Origin of the sequence: Brucella daejeonensis (assembly GCF_014199265.1) — a bacterium.
Lineage (GTDB): Bacteria > Pseudomonadota > Alphaproteobacteria > Rhizobiales > Rhizobiaceae > Brucella > Brucella daejeonensis.
On sequence record NZ_JACIJG010000002.1, the window covers coordinates 90,858 to 113,606 of the forward strand.

Sequence of the window (22,749 nt, forward strand, 5' to 3'; positions counted from 1 at the left end):
CGAACGCTTATCCTGTGCCGGTCGGTATAGGTAAGGAACGAGCGATGAATGAGCTTTTAATCGAAAAATACGGCGAAGCACGGTTGCCGCGCTATACGAGCTATCCAACTGCTCCGAAATTTTCCCCTGCCGTCACCGCCGACACCTATGGTCAGTGGCTGGACGACATCGAACCGGGAATGGAAGCGTCGATTTATGCCCATATCCCGTTCTGCCGTTCCATGTGCTGGTATTGCGGTTGCCACACCACGATCACCAAGCGCGACGAGCCGATCCATGACTATATCGATATTCTGCGCCGCGAGATCGAACTCGTTTCCGCCAGAACGTCAGGAAAATTAAAAATCCGGCATCTCCATTTCGGCGGCGGTACACCCACCATCATGCAGCCGCAGGAATTCCGAGATCTGATCTGGCTTCTCCGGCAGCGGTTCGATTTTCTGGCCGATGCCGCGATTGCGGTGGAAATCGATCCGCGCACGCTCAAGGCCGATATGGCGCTGGCCTTGGGAGAGGCGGGGGTTACACGCGCCAGTCTGGGCGTCCAGAGCTTTGATCCCGTGGTGCAGAGAGCGATCAATCGCATTCAGACCGAAGAACAGACGGCAAAGGCCGTGGCCGAACTGCGCGATGCCGGTGTCCGGGATATCAATTTCGATCTCATCTACGGTCTGCCGCGCCAGACGGTACAGTCCTGCATCGATACCGCAAAAGCGGCTATCACGATGCATCCGCAGCGCTTCTCCGTATTCGGATATGCCCATATTCCGACATTCAAGAAGCACCAGAGGATGATCGATGCGAATACCCTGCCTGATACTGCGGCCCGCAACGAACAGGCCGAGGCAATATCCGGTGTGTTATGCACGGCCGGTTATGTGCGCATCGGGCTTGACCATTATGCGCTGCCGGAAGACGACATGGCGATTGCATCGAAAAATGGCCGGTTGCGGCGCAATTTTCAGGGCTACACCACGGATAGCTGCGATACGCTGATCGGTCTTGGCGCGTCTTCCATCGGTCGCGTCAGGCAAGGCTATATCCAGAATGAAGTCGCTCCGGGCCAATATGCCCAGCGCATCGCCGCAGGGTCGCTTGCGACAGTCAAGGGCTATCAGATGACGGTCGAGGATCGTGCGCGCGCGCATATCATCGAGCGGATCATGTGTGATTTTCGCGTCAATCTCGGTGAGATCGCAAATCTCTACGGTCTGGATGCGGAGCCGCTCTTGAGCGACAACAGAAGGCTGAAACAGCTTCTGGATGACGGCATCGTAGCGCTGAACGACAACAAGGTCGAAGTCGACCGCGAACATCGCTTCCTGATCCGCTCGGTCGCGGCAAGTTTCGACGCCTATATCGATGACGCCCCAAGGCAATTCAGCAAGGCCATATGAGGACCATGGTTTATCAAAATGGCGGTCTTTGAATTTTGGGGCGAAACGAGGGCGGTTCAAAAGCCAGCCGAAGCATGAGCCTGCAATATGGTTTTATAATTGCATCGGCTTGTTTATGATGGTTTCAACCTTCCCGCTTGCCATCAGGCGAACTGTAGCGACGATACCATGCAGGAAACTGAACTGAAGCTTGAGCTGTCACAAGCGGGTGCGGTGGCGCTCCTGAAGAAAAATCCGTTCGAATCCGCCCCCACGGTCTTGCAGCTGAAATCCATCTATTTCGACACGCCCCGCCGGGATTTGTCCAAGCGCGGCGTGTCGTTGCGCATCCGGCAATCGGGAAATGAACGGATACAGACGGTCAAAGCCGGCAGCGGCGTCATGGCCGGGCTTTTCGACCGTGAAGAATGGGAACGGGCGGTCGCAGGTGATGAGCCGGAGCTGGACGATCCACAGGTCCAGGCGCTGCTTGTCGGGGTCGGTCCCGGCCTGGCGCCCCTGTTCGAGGTTCACGTCAAACGGCACCGCTGGAATGTGACGGAAGGCGACAGCACGGTGGAAGTCGTCCTGGATGTAGGAAGGGTTGTCGCTGCCGACCGCGAAACGCCGTTCTGCGAGGTCGAGCTGGAAATGAAGGCCGGTTCTGCAATGGCGCTGTTTGACCTCGCGCGAAGAATCGGCCGGATCGTACCGGTCCGTCTCGGCGTCCTGAGCAAGGCGGAACGCGGCTATCGCCTGCTCGGTGCAGTGCCCGGTCCTGTGAAGGCTGGTACGGTGCCACTCTCGGTCGAGATGAACGCCGCGTCGGCCTTCGCGCGCATCGCGTCTGGCTGTCTCAGGCAGTTCCGTCTCAATCAAATGGCATTGGACTGGTCCCGCGACCCGGATGCCGTGCATCAGCTTCGCGTGGCGCTGCGGCGCCTGCGCTCGTTGTTCTCGATCTGCAAGTCGCTGTTCGAGGACAGCCGGTTCGACCAGCTTCGCGAGGAATTGCGCTGGCTTGCTGGCGAAACGGGGCAGGTGCGCAATATCGACGTCATGATTGCGCGTGTAACGAACGAAGACCTCTCCGAGCGCTTACAGAGGGCGCGCGACGGTGCCTACGCGACGCTTCAGATATCTCTTTCCTCCGCTCGCACCCGTTCGCTGGTGATCGATGTCGCGGAATTCATATCCGACGAGCGGCGAAGTGGCGGATCTCAAGAGGCTTTATGCGGGCAACCGTCAAGAGATTTCGCCACTACAGTGCTCGACAAACTCTGGAAGAAAGTCGCGAAGAGTGGCAGCAATCTTGTCGATGCCGACGACGGGACCCGGCACAGGCTGCGAATAGCCGCAAAGAAGCTGCGTTATGCGGCGGAGTTCTTCGAGCCGCTCTTCAAGAGCAAGGCGGAAGCCAAACGCCACCGCCGTTTCATTACGGCGGTGGCGGGGCTTCAGGATCAGCTCGGTGTCCTGAATGATCTTGCCACCGCTCTCGACAGGTTATCGGCGCTCGAACTTCTGGACGTGGCGGGGGCGGAAGATCTCGTCGGCGCAGGCGACAAGACGAGGCTTCTGCACGATGCTGCAAAGGCGTATGATAGGGTTGTCCATACCAAACGTTTCTGGTGTTGAGTCAAACGCCTCCAGCCGAAAATCGGGGCTATTCAGGGGAAGCGTTGGTTTTCTTCCAGCACGTTCAGGTCCATGTGATTGCGCATGTACCGTTCCGAGGCCTTTTGCAGGGGTTGATAATCCCAGGGATAATAAGCGCCATTACGCAAAGCCGGATAGACGACATGCCTTCGCGCCTGACTTGCGCGAACCGTCGCGTCGTAATGTTCGAAATCCCAGCGCGCTTGCGCTTTCCCAAGAAGTTCCGCGAAAACAGTTTTGCAGTCCGGCGCATCAGCCAGATTGCGCAACTCGTGCGGATCGTCGGCAAGATTGAACAGTTGCGGTGGGTCGGCTCGGCAGAGGTTCAGTTTCCACATACCGTCACGCAGCGAAACCATGGGCGAAACGGTACCTTCGGCGGCGTATTCGACAGGCACGGGACCACGTATCGTTGTTCCTGACACCAGGCCTATGAGCGATACGCCATCGGTCCACGGCATGATGCCGTTCAGATCGATACCCGCGAGGTCCGCCAATGTTGGCAACACGTCGAGGGTCGATACCGGTTGTTCTATCAGCATAGGAGCCAATCGAGGAGCGGAGATCATCAACGGGACGCGTGCGGATCCTTCAAAGAAGCTCATCTTGAACCACAAGCCTCGTTCGCCCAGCATGTCGCCGTGGTCGGACGTAAAGACAATGATCGTGTCTTCCGTCATCCCGCAACGCTCGATTACATCGAGTAGTTTGCCGATCTTTTCGTCGATATAGGAAATATTGGCGAAGTAGGCCTGACGCGCTGTCCTGATCTGCGCGGGGGAGAGATTGTAATCTTCGGCTTTGCAGGCATGAAGCAGGCGTTTCGTATGCGGATCGATTTCCTCCTCGGACAATTCTCCGACCGTGGGATCGAGTTCGGGAATATCGGCATAGAGATCGAAAAAGCGTTTACGCGCCACATAGGGATCGTGCGGATGGGTAAAGCTGACAGTCAGGCACCATGGACGGTCGTCATGACCGCGCGCCAGATCGTAAAGCTTCGCCTCCGCCTGATAGGCAACCTCGTCGTCATATTCGAGCTGGTTGGTGATCTCGGCGGAACCTGCGTCGGTAATCGAACCGAGATTGTGATACCACCAGTCGATGCGCTCACCGGGCTTGCGGTAGTCGGGCGTCCAGCCGAAATCGGCGGGATAGATGTCGGTCGTGAGGCGCTGTTCGAAGCCGTGCAGCTGATCGGGTCCGACGAAGTGCATCTTGCCGGAAAGAGTGGTCTGGTAGCCTGCATTGCGCAGATGATGCGCATAGGTCGGAATTTCCGACGAGAACTCTGCGGCATTGTCGAAAACGCCCGTCCGGAATGGTAGTTGCCCGGACATGAACGAAGCGCGGGCCGGAGCGCAAAGCGGGCTCGCGGTGTAGCAATTGGCAAACCGTGTGGAACGTTCGGCAAGTTTGCGCAAATGGGGGACATGCAGAAATGGTGCGGGACCGTCAGGGAAGAACGTGCCGTTCAACTGGTCGACCATGAGAATGAGGATATTCGGCTTTTTCATTTGCTGGATCGCTATCGGAGTGTGAGAAGCGCAAATAGCGGGCGCTGATATGCCCGCTGTCTAGGGTTTGTTTTCCCGATGCTTAAAGGTCGAGGCTGGCCTTGACCGCTTCCGCTCCCGGTTCCCCCTTCAAGGTGGTGACGCCGTCCAGCCATTCGTCGATCTGCTCGGGATGCGCCTTCAGCCAGTCCTTGGCCGCGGCGGGACCTTCGGCGCCTTCGTCCAGAATCTTGCCCATCAGTTCGTTCTCGATATCCACGGTGAAGACGAGATTCTTGAAGAAGGTCGCCGCGTTGGGGCACTGCGCCGCCCAGCCGGTCCGCCCAAGCGTATAGACTTCCGCGCCGCCGAAATTCGGGCCGAAGTAATCGTCGCCACCCGACAGATATTCGATATTGAGTTTGGTATTCATCGGATGCGGCGCCCAGGCAAGGAATACGACCCAGGCCTTATCCTTGTTCTTGCGGTCCACCTGGGCAAGCATCGCCTGCTCGCTGGATTCCACAAGCTTCCAGCCATCCAGCTTGAACTTGCTGTCTCCAATGATTTTCTGAATATTCTGATTGGCGGGCGCACCGGGTTCGATACCGTAGATTTCCTTGCTGAATTTGTCTGCATGGGCCGACAGATCGGCAAAATCCTTCACGCCTTCATTCGCCACGTAATCCGGAACGGCCAGCGTGAATTTCGCTCCCTCCAGATTTTCCACGATCACTTCAGCAGCCTTGGCCTTGTCGAGATCGTCGCGGAATTTTTGCTGCGCGGGCATCCAGTTGCCGAGAAAGACATCCAGATTGCCGGTTTTCAAAGCTTCATAACCGATCGGCACGGACATGGTCTTCACGTCCGGCTTGTAGCCCAGCCCTTCCAGCAATACGCTTGCAATGGAATTCGTGGATGTAATGTCGGTCCAGCCGGGATCGGACAGGCGGACAGTCTCGCAAGAGGCGGGATCGGCGGCCAGGGCCGTGCCCGCAAATCCGGTGAAAGTCGTAAAAAACAATGCTGCAATCTTCACGTGGCGCATTTCGAGACCCCTCTGTAGTGGATGCGTTTCGCACCTCTTCGATCAAAATATATTATACCTTGGATTTGGTGTTTCAGAAAAACATCATTTACGCTATGGAAAAACCCATTCATTTTTTATCGGTATGATAGAGAATATTTATGGCTTCTCCATCTTGGGATCTTGGCAGTCTAGGCGTTCTCGAAGCTGTGGGGCGATTGGAAAATCTGACCCTTGCAGCGCGCGAACTGGGCATGACCCAGCCAGCCGTGAGTTACCAGATAAAACGTATTGAAGATCGACTGGGCGTCGCACTTTTTGCGCGCCGCGCCCGAGGTGTCGAAATATTGCCGGAAGGTCAGATTCTCTGTCGTGCTGTGCGTTCGGGGCTCGACGGAATCGAGGAGGCCATGCAGCAAATCAGGCGGCTGCAACGGGCGCCGGGGTTGCGTGTGGCGACGGATTACGGTTTTGCCGCTTTCTGGCTCATGCCGCGAGTGGCGCGGTTCCGCTCGAAATACCCGGAAGTGGACGTCCGCATCACCGCATCCTCGATGCTCCAGCCGCTGGATCGTCGCGAGGCCGATATTTCGATCCTGTTCGGTGGCCGGGAGGATTTTCCGAAAGATGCGGCTCTGTTCATCGGGGAAAAGGTGACACCGGTCTGTTCTTCAGCCTTTCTGGCCGCGCATGGGCCGTTTCCCGAAGGTAAGGGGCTGGGCTCAACCTCGCTTCTGCATCTCGACGCCTTGCAGGGGGATCGCTGGTTTACCTGGCGCTCCTGGCTCGATCAGATCGGAGAAGATATTGAGGAGGGCAATCATGGCCTTGTGTTCAACACCTACAATCTGGTGATCGAGGCGGCCATCGCCGATCAGGGGGTGGCACTCGGCTGGGACGGTCTGATTGACGGGGCGGTGTGGCGCGGGCAACTTGTCCCGGCGTGCGATATGGCGCTGAGCAGCGACAAGGGTTATTGGCTGGTGTTCAATCCCGACATTTCCGAAGCTGCGCGCGAACTGGCGACGGAACTGATCCATGCCGCGGATGAAAGTTGAAGTCGTCGGAAGGCATTCCGAATGAACCGCCGAGTCAGTTATCAACTTGAGTCAGCACAAAATGAAGGAGGAGGACGCCGATGTCCTTGCGCCGCATCGAGGTTGTGGCCGACGAGCGCTATGCCGACCGCATTCAAGCGATTGCCCGGGAGTTTGACGCTCTCGACTATCGGGCCTGGCCGTTGGCTGAAGACGGTCGGCACCTATATCAACTCCTGATCGGGCGAGGCAAGCGACAGGAATTGCTCGATACGTTGCAAACCATATTGGGCGGCGATGCCGATGCGCGCATCGTTGTGATGGAGGTCGAGGCGACGATCCCGTCCGAGGAGACGGAGAGTGAGGAGGAAGCCGCCGAACGCTGGCGCAAGACGCTCAACGCCACCCGTGAAGAGATATACAATCAGGTGCAGCATGGCGCCGATCTCGACAGAACCTATTTGCTGCAAACCGTTCTATCGACCGTGGTGGCCGCGATCGGGTTAATCGAGAACAATGTTGCCGTCGTCATTGGCGCCATGGTGATCGCGCCATTGTTGGGACCGAACCTTGCCTTCGCCTTCGGGGTGGCTCTGGGTGATGGGCGACTGATGCTGCGCGCCCTGAAAACCGGGCTGGCAGGGATCACCACCGCTGTCGTGTTGGGCAGCGCGATCGGGATGACCGGGGCTTTCCCTCTGGATGGCCCCGAACTCCTCGCACGAACCGGCGTCGGCCTCGACGGTATTGCCCTGGCTTTGGCGTCCGGCGCGGCGGCAGCTCTGTCGATCACTACCGGTCTGCCGACGGCGCTTGTGGGGGTGATGGTCGCCGTGGCGCTGCTGCCGCCAACCGCAACGGCGGGCCTGATGTTCGGCGCATATCATTTTGTGGAGGCTTCGGGCGCCCTGCTTTTGCTTGTGGTGAATATTGCCAGCGTCAATCTCGCCGCAGTCGTGGTGTTCCAGACCAGCGGTATCAAACCACGCACATGGCTCGAACAGCGCGCAGCAAGACAGTCCGTGCTCGTCAGTGTCGTTGTCTGGAGCCTGCTGTTGGCAATACTGGCCTCCATCATCGTGTTCCGCCAGCCATATTGATCGTTATCGCGGTGAAAGCGCGATGCGCGGAACGCATTGAGCTTTCACCGGGTTGGTATTTCAGCGCTTCGATGTAAGGTTTCGGCGTCCTCTTAAAACGACGTAGATGGCCGGAATAACAAGCACCGTAAGCACCGTGGAAGAGGCAAGCCCAAAGAGTAGCGAGATCGCCAATCCCTGGAAAATGGGATCGGTGAGGATGACTGCGGCCCCGATCATTGCCGCTAAGGCTGTGAGCAGGATAGGCTTGAACCGGATCGCGCCGGCTTCCAGCAGAACATCGAGGAGGGGCCTGTCGGGGCGGCGGGCATGGCGAACGAAATCGACAAGCAGGATCGAGTTGCGCACGATGATGCCAGCGAGCGCGATAAAGCCGATCATTGATGTTGCCGTGAAGGGGGCATCGAACAGCCAGTGTCCTCCCAATATCCCGATGAAAGTGAGCGGAATTGGCGTGAGGATGACCAGTGGCAGCTTGAAGGAGCCAAACTGGGCGACAACCAGAATATAGATGCCCAGGATCGCGACCATGAAGGCGGCGCCCATGTCGCGGAAAGTCACCCAGGTCACTTCCCATTCTCCGTCCCATAGAAGTGTCGGATGAGCCTCGTCTTCCGGCTGGCCATGCAGCGAAATCTCCGGCTTGGGCAGATTGCCCCAATCCGCTTTGCTTATGGCGTCATTCACTGCGAGCATGCCGTAGATTGGCGCTTCGTAGGCCCCGGCAAGCTCGGCCATCACCATTTCCGCAGCCCGGCCATTATGACGGAATATCGGATAGGATGCGGGTTCGCGCGAAACCGAAACCATATCGCCGAGCTCGACAACGCCGCGTCCGCCCGGAACGGCGTTGGCCGGGACCGGTGTGGTGAGCGCCCGCTCATCCACCACGGCATCGGCCTTGGGAAGCGCGAGGCGGATGGCAATGGGTTGGCGTCCGCCACCGCGGTGCGAATAGCCGACAGTCTTGCCACCATAAAGATAGCTCAGCGTATCGTAAACGTCGGACTGTTCGACCTTGTAGTATTCGAGATTGTCCTGATCGATAGCCACGCGCACGCGTTCGGCCTGATTGTGATAGCTGTCATCGACGTCAACAATGAACGGGACGCTTTCAAAAGCCTGCCGCACCTTTTGCGCCACGGCGCGTCGGGCATCGGCGTCGGGGCCGTAGATTTCGGCAAGCAATGTGCCCATGACCGGCGGGCCTGGCGGCGGTTCAACCACTTTCACGATGGAGCCCTTCGGCAACCCGATGTCTTTCAGGCGCTCGCGGATGTCGAGAGCGATTGCATGGCTCGCCCGGTCCCGATCTCCCTTGCCTAGCAGGTTGACGGCGATATCGCCCTGTTCGGGGCCGGAACGCTGGCCATAATGGCGCACCAGACCGTTGAAATCGAAGGGAGCGGCAGTGCCCGCATAGGTCTGGAACGAGACAATCTCCGGTACGGGGTCCAGACGGTCAACCATTGCCTGCAACGCCCGATCAGTGTCCTCTACCGAAGCGCCCTTCGGCAGATCGACGACGACCTGAAGGTTGGCTTTGTTATCGAAAGGCAACAGCTTGACGGTAACGTGCTGGGTATAAAACAGGCTGAGCGAGGCCAGTGTGGCAACGCCGACAAGGAGGAGGAAAGCCCAGGCACGCGCACGGGTTTTCAGGATAGGGCGCGCAACGGCGACATACAGGCGACCGAGCCGCCCGCCGCTCGCATCCTCCCCATGATTGCCGCCATTCCGGGAACCGTCGTGAGAGCCGCCGGTCTTCATCATCAGCCAGGGCGTTAGCACAACGGCGACGAAGAAGGAAAACAGCATCGCGGCAGACGCGTTTGCCGGAATAGGGCTCATATAGGGTCCCATCATGCCAGAGACGAACAGCATGGGGAGCAGGGCCGCCACCACGGTCAGCGTGGCGACAATCGTGGGATTGCCGACCTCCGCAACCGCATCGACAGCGCCCTGAATGCGCGAGCGGCCGTCGTGCATGCCCCAATGGCGGGCAATGTTCTCGATAACGACAATGGCGTCATCGACCAGAATGCCGATTGAGAAGATGAGCGCGAACAGGGAAACGCGGTTGAGCGTATAGCCCATGATCCATGAGGCGAACAGCGTGAGCAGGATGGTCGTCGGAATGACGACTGCCACGACGAGCGCCTCGCGCCAGCCGATGGCGACAGCCACCAGCACCACGATGGAGACCGTCGCCAGACCGAGGTGGAGCAGAAGCTCGTTCGCCTTTTCGTTGGCGGTCTCGCCGTAATTGCGGGTGACCGTCATTTCGACATCGGTCGGGAAAATCTGCCCCTGCACCTGTTCGAGGCGTTGGACGATCTCCTCCGCGATGACGACGGCATTGGTACCCGGACGCTTGGCGATGGCCAGCGAAACGGCAGGCGCGCGCTGGAGTCCCTCGGCAGTCTTGCGGATATCGGTAACCCGGTTCTCCGATGGCGCCGTCGCGAGCACGACTTTTGCGACGTCGCGCACATAAACGGGGCGACCGTCGCGGGCGGTGAGCAGGATATTGCCGATCTCGGGCAGGGACTGAAGCGTCTGGCCGGCGACGATGGCGCGCTGTTGCGTGTCTTCGCGCACGGTGCCGATGCGGAACGACCGGTTGGCGCCCTCGATCTTGGCGGCAAGCTGTTGCAGGGTGATGCCATAAAGCGAGAGCTTTTCGGGATCGGGTTCGACGCGGAACTGCTCCGGCTGTTCGCCGACGATATAGGTGAGGCCGATGTTGGACAGTTTGGAGACTTCGACCTGAAGTTCGCGCGCCAGCCGCGTTAGCCCGTTCGCCGTCCATCGGGACGCCGCTTCGGGCGTTGGCCGCAATGTGACAACGACGATAGCCACATCGTCGATACCGCGCCCGACGATGAGCGGTTCGGGAATCCCTATGGGAATGCGGTCCATATTGGCGCGGATCTTTTCATGAACGCGCAGAACCGCCGTATCGAAGTCGGTGCCGACGTCGAAGCGCGCCGTAATGAGAGTGCCGTCATCTTCGGTCTGGGAATAAATATGTTCGACGCCATCGATGCTCTTGACGATGGTCTCAAGCGGCTCGGTGACGAGCTTGACTGCTTCTTCCGCCTTCAACCCGTTGGCGGCGACGCGGATGTCAACCATTGGCACCGATATTTGCGGTTCCTCTTCACGCGGTAGCGTAACCAGCGCGATTAGCCCGAGCGCGAGCGCGGCCAGCAGGAACAGCGGGGTGAGTGGCGAAGTGATGAAGGTGCGGGTGAGACCGCCTGCGATTCCAAGCTTCATGGTAGTATCACCCGGTCTCCCTCATGCAGGCCCGTCAGGACTTCGACCAAGGATTTTCCGTCATATTCGATGGATTCGCCTAGGATGACCGCAACGTCCTGTCCGCCGTCCGCAATGGCGACCCTTACATAATCGATGCCGTGGATCGTCTTGATCGCCTCGGCGGGCACGGCGAGAACCGTGCGCTTGCCGACCGGGATCGACACCAATGTCCGTTCGTTGACGAAATAATCTCCAATGTCGGCGACTTCGACATCCGCGATCACCCGACCGTCGGTGATTTCGGGATAGACCTTGACGATCTTCCCCTGATGGGCCGAGACGAGGTCGCCCTGTGTCTGGCTCAGGCCGCGTTTTCCAACAAGAACCTGCGCGCCCTGCGTAATTTCGGCGGCGTGGCGCTCCGGCAAAGAAAGCCGCAGATAATACGGACCCGGCGCAATGCGTGCGATTTCCTCGCCTGCAAGAATTACGGAGCCGGGCGTGACCGGCACGGTCAGTACACGGCCCGTCGCGGGGGCGAGCACATCGCCCTCCCTTGCACTCTGTTCGATAACGGATTTTTCCGCGACGGCGGCGGCGACCTGATTGGTGGCTATTTCGAACTGCGTCCGGGCCGTGTCGAGGCTGGCCTGGGAACCCGTCCCCGAGGTTCTGAGCCGCTGCGCGCGCTCAAGCTGCACACGCGCATTCTCAAGCTGCGAATTAAGGGCCTCGATCCTGGCGTCAGCGGCGCGGAGCTGAAGCGCGAGCTTGTCATCGACGATGGTGGCGATGATGTCGCCTTCCTTGACGCCATCGCCCTGACTGACGCGCAGTTCGCTGATCGAACCGCCGATGCGCGCGCGCGCAGGCAGGACGATACGGCTTTCGACCTGGCCGAAAACGGCCTTCATTTCAGGAATCGTCAGAGGCTGCACGACGAATTCGGCCGCCCGCGATTGGGGGGCGGCGAACGCGGTCGATACGGCAAGGACGATGGCAATAAGACGTAAGGCAGGTCGAGGCATGGATTACAGGCTCTTTCAGACGGCAACTTTGACCTGTTGCGTTGAAGACAAATGAGAGGCGGCCGGATGCGTATCGGTTATTTGAAGGCGCATCCCGCCTTGCAGCCCAGTTTGCGGAAGAAAATGGCCGCCGGGCAGAAACCGGTTACCGAAGCCTGCATAAGATTCAATCCAACGAAGGCGTTCAGCAGATACCACCAGGGCGACACGTAGAAGCCGAGCGCCAGCGAAAGCAGAACCATCAGGCCGGCGAACATCATTACGGCGCGATCGATTGTCATTCTTTTATTCCTTTTCCTGTTTGGGCTGCCGTTAATCGGCGTCCTCGGTTTGGATTTCCTTCAGTTTTTTGATGCCGAGCATGTCGAGAACAAAGCTCTCGTAAGAGGTTTCCGCCTTGCCCTGCCGGACCTTGCGCAAAAAATACTTTTCGAACCCGATCTTGGCGGTATGAACCCATTTGCCTTGCGAGGACCAGTTCACATTGCGCGGCGGAATTTGCGGTTGTGCGATGAAAGCGATGCCTTCGTCGCCGAAATCGGCAAGACAGACCGCGTTCCCGCTTGCGACGGCCTTTGGCTCCTGCCCCCTGAGCAGCGCGGCGATATTTTCGGCAGCGGCCGTCACCATGGATTCGATCATGAAACCCGTCTTCGGGACGCCGACCGCAAGCGGGGTCTTGCCGACCGGGGGAATGGCAACACAGACGCCGACCGCGAAGATATTCTGGAAGACCGGACTGCGCTGATATTTGTCGATAGCGATGAAACCGCGTGGATTGGTAAGTCCTTCGATACCATAAACCGCCGGGACTCCCCGGAAGGCTGGCAGAAGCATGGAGAAGGCAAAAGGCAGTTCGTGCGTTGTCTTGACCGAACCGTCGTCATTGACCTCTTCGACAAAAAGCGTGTCTGAATCCACCTTCGACGTACGCGCATTTGTGATCCACTTGATGTGGCGCTCGCGCATGGCCTTTTCGATCAGCCCCTTGGTGTCGCCGACGCCATCCAGCCCCAAATGGCCGATATAAGGCTCCGGCGTCACGAAGGTCATCGGCACCTGATCGCGAACACGCGCATTACGAAGGGCTGTGTCGAGGATAAAGGCGAATTCATAGGCCGGGCCGTAACAGGAGGCGCCCTGAACCGCGCCGATGACGACTGGCCCGGGCGCCTTGACGAGCTTGTCGAAGGCGGCTTTCGCCTGTACCGCATGATCGGTCTGGCAGACGGATTGAGTGTAAGCCTCGGGTCCGAGTCCAGGCACTTCGTCGAAGGCGAGGTCCGGTCCGGTTGCGATGATCAGATAGTCGTAGTCCAGAACGTCACCACCGTTAAGCCGTATCTGGTTCGAGGCCGGCTCGACGCGTTCCGCGCCTTCCGGGCGCAGATCGATGCCTCGCTCCTTCAACACCGGGATGAGATCGACGGTTATATCCTCGGGTTGCCGCCAGCCGACAGCAACCCAGGGGTTGGACGGCACGAATGAATAGGTCGATCCATGATTGATGATGGTGAGACGGTCTTCACGCCCCAATTTGGCTTGCATCTCGTAAGCCATGATGATGCCACCGAGGCCTGCTCCGATAATAACGATGTGAGACATGGCATTCCCTCCGTAATGCTTCCCGCTCTGCGAGGTGAGTGGTTATTCGCTTTTTCCCGCAGCCCGGATCGAATCGCTCCAAGCAAGGCCCCGAATCCAATTTCAGAATCTTTCCTGTTCTCTGGACTTGCATATAACATTCAAAAATTATAAATTCAATACTATGAATGTTTCAAATATGATTCCTGCCGCCAAGGCAGCGGCTGAGCTGATGCGCAGCCTCTCGCACCCGCAGCGGCTGCTGGTGATGTGCTGTCTCGTGGATGGTGAAAAATCGGTAGCGGAATTACGCGAGGAACTCGACATTGAGCAGGTGCCGATGTCTCAGCAGCTCATGCGGCTGAGAGCGGACGGACTTGTCGAAGCGCGGCGTGACGGTACGACGGTTTATTATTCAATTGTCCGACCGGAAGTTCTGACTGTCGTTGGTGCGCTCCATGCCACGTTCTGCCCGGAAGCATCGCCTTAAGAAGTCGTTCACGGAAGATGGCGGAATCGATGCGTATTCAGCATCGATAGGTCGGGATTTTGGAGAACGTCCCGAAAAGCGCGAAGCGTTTTTCGGATAAGACGTGCGTGAAAACAAATAGTTAGAGCGGTTCCCATGGCTCCGTTTTAACTGGAACAGCTCTAGGGTTTAGACCCTACTGCGTAGCGGCTCCGCCGCCGATGGGCACGGCATAGAAAATGGACACCCCGGCCATCAGGCTGATTATGCTGAAGAGCAGGAAGCGTCGGCTGAACATCCTTGATCCCAGAAGGACGGCATAACTGCTTTTGGCAATAGTGTTCGTGACCAATGCGCCACCAATGCTGGTCGCGGCCAGATCGGGAGTGATCTGGTGGATGAGACCGGCGATACTTACGATCACGGCGTCCGTATCCGCTATTCCGGACAATGCCGAGACACTGACCAGACCGACATGGCCGAACCAGTCGGATGCAATGCGTGCCGCAACCGTCACCACAGTGATCAGTGCAGCCAATTTAAGGACTTCGGTGAGTTGGAAAGGGTTGCGTTTCAATTGAAATGCAGGTTCCTCGCCAGCGTTGCGAACCATTAGCCAGGCACCGGCTGCCAGCACCAAAATCGTGACAAGAAGGGCGGGCGCGAGGCGTAGTGCCAAAGAGTTGGAGAGAAGCGCCGATAATAACAGGGTTTTCAGCAATGAGACGCTATTGGCCGCGAGGGCACCGGCGACCAATGCATCGGGTGCCGAGGATTTTCCGCTAAGGCGAGCATTCGTCAATGTGACCGCTGTCGAAGAAACCAGACCGCCAAGGCCGCCAGCCAGAATCTGCCCCAGCTTCCCTCCCAATAACCGCAGGGCCACATAACCTGCAAAGGAAATCCCGGCAAGCAGCATCACCAGTGTCCAGATGTCCGAAAGAGACAATCCGCCAAAATAGTTCAGCTTCTGCGCGGGAATAACGGGCCAGACAACATATATCATGGCGAGGAAAATAATCGCCGAACGCAGTTCTTCCCATGTCAGGGCCCGCATGAACGCATGTAGCACGTGTCGGCTCGCCAGCAGTGAAACCAGCGCGACCCCACCCGCGGCAGCAAATGTCTGGTTGCCCAGAACGGCCAGCACGCCGAGCGCGAAAGTGGCCATGGCCGCGATCACGGACGTCACGCTATACTGATTGAATGATACGGCCTCCCTGAATTCAAAAAGTGCAAAGACCACGGAAAAGACTGCGAAGAAGCCGGTAATGACCAGACCAACGTGAATTCCCGAGGTTCCCAAATATGATTCAATGGCGCCGGAAAGCCCGCCAAGCATACCGCACAAGGTAAAGGTTCGAAGACCCGCCGTACGCCTCCCCGGTTTTTCATCACGTTCACGCCAGTGGCGTTCAACGCCAACAATCGCGCCGATTGCGATTGCGAGCCCCAGACGTTCGAAAAGTTCAATTGTTTCCATTGTTGAGGCCCGGGGTCTTCCTGATGTCTGTCCCGAAAGTTGCCATTCCGGTCTGTAATACCAAAGCTCAATGATTAGAACTCATCAAGCTTTGGTTAAACCCATGCGGCGATTGAGCATTGCAAGGCGTGATGCGTTATCATCTCAGCACCTTGGTATAAATGGCAATTTCATGCGTTCCACTACCCGACATTACCATTTTTCGTTGCCTGCCGCTTTATGAGTGCGTGCGCTGGTGGGGATGTCTTAACCGCAAGCATGGCTCTGCGCGCATACTTCACCATCATTGCGATGGAGTTGAATTGACATTGATTCCGTCCTATCCATGCCGCTTTGTCTGGCCCCGTGCCGGTATCGACCAGCAAGGAAGTAAAGCGTGCGCGAAGAATCCATTGTCCTGAAGCGGCTCCTTGACGGGCTGACGCTGCGCGCGACCTCGGTAATCGTGACAATATATGGTGATATTGTCGTTCCGCGTGGCGGCACGCTGTGGATGGGAACGCTGATCCAGATCTGCGCCGATCTGGGATTGAGCGAAACGCTGGTTCGCACCGCTGTCTCGCGTCTGGTCGCAGCCGGTCAGCTGAGCGGGGTCCGTGAAGGTCGGCGCAGCTATTATCAGCTTGCCGACTCTGCGGTAGCGGAATTTGCCGAAGCGGCGGAGCTGCTTTACGGGCGCGAGCAACCGGCGGATGGCTGGGCTATCCATCGCTGCGAATTACCGACCGATATCATTTTAAAATCGGCCATGGCGCGGATAGGCCCGGATCTTTACCTGCGCCCGCGCCATCGCGATGAGACGATTGCCATTCCCGGCCTGTGCTTTACCGCCGATGTGACGGCGGGGCTGGATTTGCTGCCCGATTATGTCGCCACATTGTGGGATCTCGACAGTCTGGCCAGCGGCTATCGTCGTTTCATCGATCATTTTGCGGCAATCGAAAAGCTGCCGCAGGCGGGCCTTGATCCACGCAGCGCCGTGGCGGTGCGTCTGTTGCTGGTGCATCTCTATCGCGCCGTGCTGCTGCGCGATCCGCGCTTGCCCGTCGAAGCGCTACCATCGGACTGGCCAGCGGCGAAAGCGCGGGCGTTGTTTGTGCGTCTTTATCGCGAACTGACGCTGAAGGCGGATACACATATTGCGGCGCATTATGAGAATGCCGAAGGGTTCCTGCCGCAAAAAACACCTGCGACAGAATTGCGCCTGTCCACATTTTCCTGACGGGAAATACCGCGTCGGACCGACCGGAAAATCGACGTATTCTTAAAATAATAATAATTCCAATGTGTTCGCCGGTTACCGTCGCGGCAATTTTTCTTAGCGTAAAAGCAGCACAGTTTTTAGAATAAATATTGAAAACTGTGACATGATGGATTATACATTAACCGATCGGTCGGCCAATGAACCCATCCCGGGACCGGCCGAGAGGAAATGTCGGGGAGGAATGATTTATGTCCGATGCCTTTATTGTTGATGCGGTTCGTACGCCGGCCGGGCGCTATGGCGGTGCCCTTGCATCGGTTCGCGCCGACGATCTGGCAGCCTTGCCGATCCGGGCGCTGAGCGAGCGTACCCCGTCAGCAGACTGGTCGGCTGTCGATGACGTGATTTATGGCTGCGCCAACCAGGCAGGCGAAGACAATCGCAATGTCGGACGCATGGCCGTCCTGCTCGCAGGTCTTCCGGTTTGCGTCCCGGCCACCACGGTCAACCGCCTTTGCGGTTCCGGCATGGATGCAATTGGCATGGCCGCACGCGCCATCCGCGCCGGTGATTGCGATTTCATGATCGCCGGTGGCGTTGAAAGCATGAGCCGCGCGCCTTTCGTAATGCCCAAGGCCGAAAGCGCATTCTCCCGCAGCAATGCCGTTTATGACACGACGATTGGCTGGCGCTTCGTCAATCCGCTGATGAAGAAGCAGTTCGGCGTCGATACCATGCCGCAGACGGCGGACAATGTGGCTGCCGATTTCAACATCAGCCGCGCCGATCAGGATGCATTTGCCGCCGAGAGCCAGGCGCGCTGGGAAAAGGCGCAGGCCGCCGGTCTGTTTGCCGACGAGATCGTGCCTGTGACCATTCCGCAGCGCAAGGGCGATCCGGTGGTCGTCTCGGTTGACGAACATCCGCGTCCGGGCACGACGGCTGATATGCTGGCGCGCCTCAAGGGCGTCAACGGCCCGGATCTTTCCGTGACGGCGGGCAATGCGTCGGGCGTCAATGATGGCGCAGCAGCGCTTGCCATCTGCTCCGGCGATGCCGCCAAAAAGCACGGCTTTTCGCCAAAGGCCCGCGTCGTGGCCATGGCCGCTGCCGGTGTCGAGCCGCGCATCATGGGCATCGGCCCGGTTCCGGCCGTGCGCAAGGTGCTCGCCAAGGCGGGTCTTTCGCTCGATCAGATGGATGTTATCGAGCTCAACGAAGCTTTCGCCGCCCAGTCGCTGGCGGTTCTGCGCGAGCTTGGTTTGCCCGATAATGCCGCGCATGTGAATCCGAACGGCGGCGCAATTGCGCTCGGTCATCCGCTCGGCATGTCCGGCGCGCGTCTGGTCACCACGGCCTTGTACCAGTTGCAGCGCACGGGCGGACGCTATGCGCTTTGCACCATGTGCATCGGCGTCGGTCAGGGCATTGCAATGATTATCGAACGTATTTGATCGGGTAGGAGAGGAGGCAATCATGTATGCACAGGTGCTAAAATCTGAAAACGCGAAATCTGCGGACCAAATGACCCCCGAAGAGCTGGCCTTTCAGGCCCGTATCGATCGTGGTGAAAAGATCGAGCCGAAGGAATGGATGCCGGAAAGCTATCGCAAGACGCTGATCCGCCAGATCGGCCAGCATGCGCATTCCGAAATCGTCGGCCAGCTTCCCGAAGGCAACTGGATCACGCGCGCGCCAACGCTTGAGCGCAAGGCGATCCTTCTTGCCAAGGTGCAGGACGAGGCGGGCCACGGCCTTTACCTCTATTCGGCCGTCGAAACGCTGGGCGTCAGCCGCGACGATCTTCTTGACCTGCTTCATGCCGGCAAGATGAAATATTCGTCGATCTTCAATTATCCGACGCTGAACTGGGCCGATATCGGCACCGTTGGCTGGCTGGTCGATGGCGCGGCCATCATGAACCAGGTGCAGTTGCAGAAAACCTCGTACGGTCCTTACAGCCGCGCGATGATCCGCATCTGCAAGGAAGAAAGCTTCCATCAGCGTCAGGGCTACGACCTCGTGATGAAGATGGCGCAGGGCACGCCCGAGCAGAAGGCGATGGCGCAGGACGCGCTCAACCGCTTCTGGTATCCGTCGCTGATGATGTTCGGTCCGTCCGACAAGGATTCCGTCCATTCGGCGCAGTCGATGGCGTGGAAGATCAAGATCAACACCAATGATGAACTGCGCCAGAAGTTTGTCGATCAGACCGTTCCGCAGGCAAAATATCTGGGGCTTTCGATCCCGGATCCGAAGCTGAAGTGGAACGAGGAAAAGGGCGGTTACGATTTCTCCGATCCGGACTGGTCGGAATTCTTCGACGTCATCGCCGGTAACGGTCCATGCAATGAGGAACGTCTGGCAGCGCGTAAAAATGCCTGGGACGACGGCGCATGGTTCCGCGACGGACTGATGGCTCATGCCCGCAAGGCCGAAGCGCGCCGCGCCGGTTTTAAAGAAGCTGCCGAGTAATTCAAAATAATCTGGGAGGACAGCATGTCCAACGAATGGCCACTTTGGGAAGTTTTTATTCGCGGCCAGCACGGCCTTAACCACCGCCACGTCGGCAGCCTTCATGCGCCGGACGCGCAAATGGCGATCCACCATGCCCGCGATGTCTATACGCGCCGCAACGAAGGCGTGTCGATCTGGGTTGTGAAGTCGAACGATATCACAGCGACCGCGCCTGCCGACAAGGGCCCGCTGTTCGAGCCGTCCAACGCCAAGGTTTATCGTCACCCGACCTTTTTCGACATTCCTGAAGAAGTGGGGCACATGTAATGTCGAACGCTGATCTTTTTGACTGGCTGCTCAGGGTGGGCGACAATTGCCTCGTCCTCGGCCATCGCTGCTCGGAATGGTGCGGACATTCGCCAGCACTTGAAGAAGACATTGCGCTTGCCAACATGGCGCTCGACCTGATCGGCCAGACACAGCTCTGGCTCGGTCTTGCCGGCGAAGTGGAAGGCAAGGGCCGCACGGCCGATAACCTCGCTTATCTGCGCGATGCGCATGAATTCCGCAACGCGCTTCTGGTCGAACGCCCGAATGGCGATTTCGCCTTCACGCTGATGCGCCAGTTCCTGTTCGACGCCTATCATGTCGAACTGCTCGACAGCCTCAAGTCCTCCTCGGACAAGCGGGTTGCCGATATTGCGGCGAAGGCTGCCAAGGAAGTTGCCTATCACTTTGAGCGTTCTTCCGATCTGGTCATCCGTCTGGGCGATGGCACGGAAGAAAGCCGCAACCGCATTCAGGCCGCATTGAACAGCCTCTGGCCTTATACGGGCGAGTTGTTTCAGGAAGATGCGGTGGACGAAGCGGTTGCCGCTGCGGGCATCGCGCCTTTGCCGGCTACGCTGAAGCAGCGCTGGGAGGCAAGCGTCGCCTCGGTTCTGGCTGAAGCAACCCTCAAGGCCCCGGAAGGCAAGTTCCAGCACAAGGGCGGCAAGCGCGGCGTTCATTCCGAACATCTGGGCTTCATTCTCGCCGATATGCAGTTCCTGCAACGCGCTTATCCCGGTTGCACGTGGTAACGCCATGACGCAAGCACACCGGCCCGAAACACAGAAGGTCTGGGAATGGCTGTCTGAAGTGCCGGACCCGGAAATTCCAGTCATCAGCCTGACGGATCTCGGTATCATCCGGGATGTCGCCTGGGACGACGATACACTGGTTGTGACCGTCACGCCGACCTATTCCGGCTGCCCTGCAACGTCGATCATCAATCTCGACATCGAGACGGCGTTGCGGGATCGCGGGATCGGAAAGCTGAGGCTGGAGCGTCAGCTCTCGCCCGCATGGACGACCGACTGGATTACGCCGGAAGCCCGCGAAAAGCTGAAAGCCTTCGGCATCACGCCGCCGGTGGATGGCACCGCGGCCGATGCGCGACTTTCGGCCCGGGCGCAGCGTCTCGGCAGCAACGCGCCGCTTGTCGTTGCATGCCCGCGTTGCAACAGCACGAATACTGAGAAAGTCAGTCAGTTCGGCTCGACGCCCTGCAAGGCAAATTACCGTTGTTTGGACTGTCTGGAACCCTTTGACTATTTCAAGTGCATCTGAGGATGCGGAGGTTGCCAATGGCACGTTTTTTCCCTCTTACCGTCACAGAAGTCGAGCATGACACGCGTGACGCAGTTGTCGTCACACTTGCGCCGCGTGAAGAAGACCGCGCGCAGTTCGATTTCATTCAGGGACAGTATCTGACCTTCCGTCGCGCGTTCGACGGAGAAGAAGTGCGTCGTTCCTATTCGATCTGCGCCGGCAAGGATGACGGCGTGTTGCGCGTCGGCATCAAGCGCGTCAAGGACGGCCTTTTCTCCGGCTGGGCAAACGAAAACCTTGCTCCCGGCGACCAGATCGACGCCATGGCGCCGATGGGCCGTTTCTATACGGAACTCCAGCCCGAAGCCGAAAAGCATTATCTGGGCTTCGCTGCCGGTTCGGGCATTACGCCGGTTCTGTCGATCATCAAGACGACGCTGGCCCGCGAGCCGAAGTCGAAGTTCACGCTGGTTTACGCCAACCGCCAGATTTCCTCGATCATGTTCCGCGAGCAGCTCGAAGATCTGAAGAACACCTATCTCGGACGGTTCTCGGTCATTCATATCCTGAAGGCCGATACGCAGGAGATCGATCTGTTCACCGGTCGCATCGACGCGGAAAAGATCGCGGCGCTGTTCACCAACTGGCTTGACCCGAAATCCATCGACACCGTGTTCATCTGCGGTCCCGAAGAAATGATGCTTACCATCTCGTCTTCGCTGCGCGAGCATGGCTTCGATGAAACGCAGATCAAGTTCGAGCTTTTTGCCGCAAGCCAGCCTGTGCGCCGCAAAGCGCCCGTGACAAGCGCGACGACAGACGCGGCAACCGGTTCCAATACCGTCAGCGCAACGATCACGCTCGACGGGTCCAGCCGGTCGATCGCGATGGCCAAGGACGGCCAGAGCATTCTGGACGCCGCCCTCGAAGCCAATATCGATGCGCCTTATTCATGCAAGGCCGGCATCTGCTCGACCTGCCGCTGCAAGGTGCTGGAAGGCGAAGTCGAAATGGCCGTCAACCACGCGCTGGAAGATTATGAGGTCCGTGCGGGCTATGTGCTCAGCTGTCAGGCCCATCCGCTCAGCGAACGCGTGGTCGTGAGCTACGACGAGTAACGCTGCCGGTCGCAATCGGAAAATGGGAGGTAGCCATGTCCGAGACAATGAATATGGAAGACTATCTCGCCAAAGGCGGCGTCCTGACCTCGCCCGACAATGTTCCCGCCCGTTATCGCGGCGAACTGATGCGACTGATGTCTTCATTCGTCGATAGCGAGCTTGCGGCATCCGCAGGCTTCGCGGATTCGATCAATTTCGCGCCCGGCATCAAGGAGCGTATTGCGGCAAGCCGCATCACGCTGGAAAAGGCCGATCATGCCGAACGTGTGCTTCTGGTCATGGCGACGTTCGGCACGGACGTCAATCGCTATCAGGCCCAGCACGACTGGTCGGCACGGGTTGAGCGCGAGGCCGATCTGGGTAGCACCCGTCAGGGCTCGGACATGCGCCTTTCCGTGTTCCATTACCCGATCGTCAACTGGGTCGATTCTGTGGTGATGAATGTTTTGCAGGGGCTGGCAACAGGCGTGAAAATGGGCGAAATGAGCCGCATTTCCTATACGCCGCTTGCCGAGGTTTTCCGCGAGGTCGCCCCGCGTGAAGCACGTCACACCGAGCTTGGAGTGGAGGGACTGACACGCCTTGCCGCAGACGAAGCCAATCGCGCCAAGATCGAAAACGCCATTGCCTATTGGAAGCCGCGTGTGGCGGCGACCTTCGGCGTCGCAGGCTCAACGCGCTACGATACGCTGGCGAAATTCGGGCTTCGCCATGTTCCCAACGAACAGCAGCTTGAAGAATGGGAGGCGCTGGTCGCGGACCTGCTCAAAAGCCTGAAACTTTGAATGCCAGACCAATGATCGGCCCGGTGTCTGGATCTTCCCCCGCTTAGGGCGCGTTTCGATCTGATT

Annotated in this window: 20 protein-coding genes; 13 read left to right on the forward strand and 7 right to left on the reverse strand. The window is 58.4% G+C overall.

Annotated elements, in window-relative coordinates:
• Nucleotides 1-44: 44 nt before the first annotated feature.
• Complete coding sequence (hemN, locus tag FHS76_RS02800) at nt 45-1,397, forward strand: oxygen-independent coproporphyrinogen III oxidase (protein ID WP_183647778.1); 1,353 nt, start codon at nt 45-47, stop codon at nt 1,395-1,397.
• Between the two features lie 168 nt (nt 1,398-1,565).
• Nucleotides 1,566-3,014: a CYTH and CHAD domain-containing protein gene (locus tag FHS76_RS02805; RefSeq protein WP_183647781.1), complete on the forward strand. Its 1,449-nt coding sequence runs from the start codon at nt 1,566-1,568 to the stop codon at nt 3,012-3,014.
• 32 nt (nt 3,015-3,046) lie between these two features.
• Here FHS76_RS02805 and betC read toward each other — a convergent pair whose 3' ends face one another.
• Together betC and choX are read right to left on the reverse strand one after the other, a co-directional pair.
• Nucleotides 3,047-4,552: a choline-sulfatase gene (gene betC / locus FHS76_RS02810; RefSeq protein WP_183647784.1), complete on the reverse strand. Its 1,506-nt coding sequence runs from the start codon at nt 4,550-4,552 to the stop codon at nt 3,047-3,049.
• Nucleotides 4,553-4,634: 82 nt separating this feature from the next.
• Complete coding sequence (gene choX, locus FHS76_RS02815; protein WP_183647787.1) at nt 4,635-5,579, reverse strand: choline ABC transporter substrate-binding protein; 945 nt, start codon at nt 5,577-5,579, stop codon at nt 4,635-4,637.
• Between the two features lie 140 nt (nt 5,580-5,719).
• Between choX and FHS76_RS02820 the strand changes: the two genes are divergently transcribed.
• Together FHS76_RS02820 and FHS76_RS02825 are read left to right on the forward strand one after the other, a co-directional pair.
• On the forward strand, nt 5,720-6,616 hold the full coding sequence (locus FHS76_RS02820) for a LysR substrate-binding domain-containing protein (RefSeq protein WP_183647790.1): 897 nt from the start codon (nt 5,720-5,722) through the stop codon (nt 6,614-6,616).
• Between the two features lie 80 nt (nt 6,617-6,696).
• Entirely contained in the window at nt 6,697-7,695 is a 999-nt protein-coding gene (locus tag FHS76_RS02825) for a TIGR00341 family protein (protein ID WP_210305984.1), read from the forward strand.
• A 60-nt stretch (nt 7,696-7,755) separates the two neighbouring features.
• Here FHS76_RS02825 and FHS76_RS02830 read toward each other — a convergent pair whose 3' ends face one another.
• The 4 genes from FHS76_RS02830 to FHS76_RS02845 form a co-directional block, all read right to left on the reverse strand.
• Nucleotides 7,756-10,977 carry an efflux RND transporter permease subunit gene (locus FHS76_RS02830; protein ID WP_183647793.1) on the reverse strand — a complete coding sequence of 1,074 codons (3,222 nt, stop codon included), beginning with the start codon at nt 10,975-10,977 and terminating at the stop codon, nt 7,756-7,758.
• A complete protein-coding gene (locus FHS76_RS02835) occupies nt 10,974-11,987 on the reverse strand; it encodes an efflux RND transporter periplasmic adaptor subunit (protein WP_183647796.1) in 1,014 nt (337 codons plus the stop codon). Before FHS76_RS02835 ends, FHS76_RS02830 begins: the two co-directional genes overlap by 4 nt.
• A gap of 77 nt (nt 11,988-12,064) precedes the next feature.
• The gene (locus FHS76_RS02840; protein WP_183647799.1) at nt 12,065-12,268 is read right to left on the reverse strand and encodes a YgaP family membrane protein; all 204 of its coding nucleotides are present in this window, start codon (nt 12,266-12,268) and stop codon (nt 12,065-12,067) included.
• Between the two features lie 31 nt (nt 12,269-12,299).
• Nucleotides 12,300-13,592, reverse strand: coding sequence for an NAD(P)/FAD-dependent oxidoreductase (locus tag FHS76_RS02845; RefSeq protein ID WP_183647802.1), 1,293 nt, complete (start codon nt 13,590-13,592; stop codon nt 12,300-12,302).
• A 178-nt stretch (nt 13,593-13,770) separates the two neighbouring features.
• Between FHS76_RS02845 and FHS76_RS02850 the strand changes: the two genes are divergently transcribed.
• The gene (locus FHS76_RS02850; protein WP_235992546.1) at nt 13,771-14,061 is read left to right on the forward strand and encodes an ArsR/SmtB family transcription factor; all 291 of its coding nucleotides are present in this window, start codon (nt 13,771-13,773) and stop codon (nt 14,059-14,061) included.
• A 175-nt stretch (nt 14,062-14,236) separates the two neighbouring features.
• Here the strand turns inward: FHS76_RS02850 and FHS76_RS02855 are convergent, their stop codons facing one another.
• A complete protein-coding gene (locus FHS76_RS02855; protein WP_183647807.1) occupies nt 14,237-15,523 on the reverse strand; it encodes an MgtC/SapB family protein in 1,287 nt (428 codons plus the stop codon).
• Nucleotides 15,524-15,899: 376 nt separating this feature from the next.
• Between FHS76_RS02855 and FHS76_RS02860 the strand changes: the two genes are divergently transcribed.
• From FHS76_RS02860 to FHS76_RS02895, 8 genes are all read left to right on the forward strand, one after another.
• Nucleotides 15,900-16,745 (forward strand): PaaX family transcriptional regulator C-terminal domain-containing protein, encoded by an 846-nt coding sequence (locus FHS76_RS02860; RefSeq protein ID WP_210305985.1) that lies wholly within the window; start codon nt 15,900-15,902, stop codon nt 16,743-16,745.
• 230 nt (nt 16,746-16,975) lie between these two features.
• Nucleotides 16,976-18,181: a 3-oxoadipyl-CoA thiolase gene (gene pcaF, locus FHS76_RS02865; protein ID WP_183647810.1), complete on the forward strand. Its 1,206-nt coding sequence runs from the start codon at nt 16,976-16,978 to the stop codon at nt 18,179-18,181.
• Nucleotides 18,182-18,203: 22 nt separating this feature from the next.
• Nucleotides 18,204-19,202: a 1,2-phenylacetyl-CoA epoxidase subunit PaaA gene (gene paaA, locus FHS76_RS02870; protein ID WP_183647813.1), complete on the forward strand. Its 999-nt coding sequence runs from the start codon at nt 18,204-18,206 to the stop codon at nt 19,200-19,202.
• Nucleotides 19,203-19,226: 24 nt separating this feature from the next.
• The gene (paaB, locus tag FHS76_RS02875) at nt 19,227-19,511 is read left to right on the forward strand and encodes a 1,2-phenylacetyl-CoA epoxidase subunit PaaB (RefSeq protein ID WP_183647816.1); all 285 of its coding nucleotides are present in this window, start codon (nt 19,227-19,229) and stop codon (nt 19,509-19,511) included.
• Nucleotides 19,511-20,266, forward strand: a complete 756-nt coding sequence (gene paaC / locus FHS76_RS02880; RefSeq protein WP_183647819.1) for a 1,2-phenylacetyl-CoA epoxidase subunit PaaC — start codon at nt 19,511-19,513, stop codon at nt 20,264-20,266. Before paaB ends, paaC begins: the two co-directional genes overlap by 1 nt.
• A 4-nt stretch (nt 20,267-20,270) precedes the next feature.
• Entirely contained in the window at nt 20,271-20,795 is a 525-nt protein-coding gene (gene paaD, locus FHS76_RS02885; RefSeq protein ID WP_183647823.1) for a 1,2-phenylacetyl-CoA epoxidase subunit PaaD, read from the forward strand.
• A 17-nt stretch (nt 20,796-20,812) separates the two neighbouring features.
• Nucleotides 20,813-21,895 carry a 1,2-phenylacetyl-CoA epoxidase subunit PaaE gene (paaE, locus tag FHS76_RS02890; protein WP_183647827.1) on the forward strand — a complete coding sequence of 361 codons (1,083 nt, stop codon included), beginning with the start codon at nt 20,813-20,815 and terminating at the stop codon, nt 21,893-21,895.
• 35 nt (nt 21,896-21,930) lie between these two features.
• Complete coding sequence (locus tag FHS76_RS02895) at nt 21,931-22,683, forward strand: Phenylacetic acid catabolic protein (protein ID WP_183647830.1); 753 nt, start codon at nt 21,931-21,933, stop codon at nt 22,681-22,683.
• Nucleotides 22,684-22,749 lie beyond the last annotated feature (66 nt).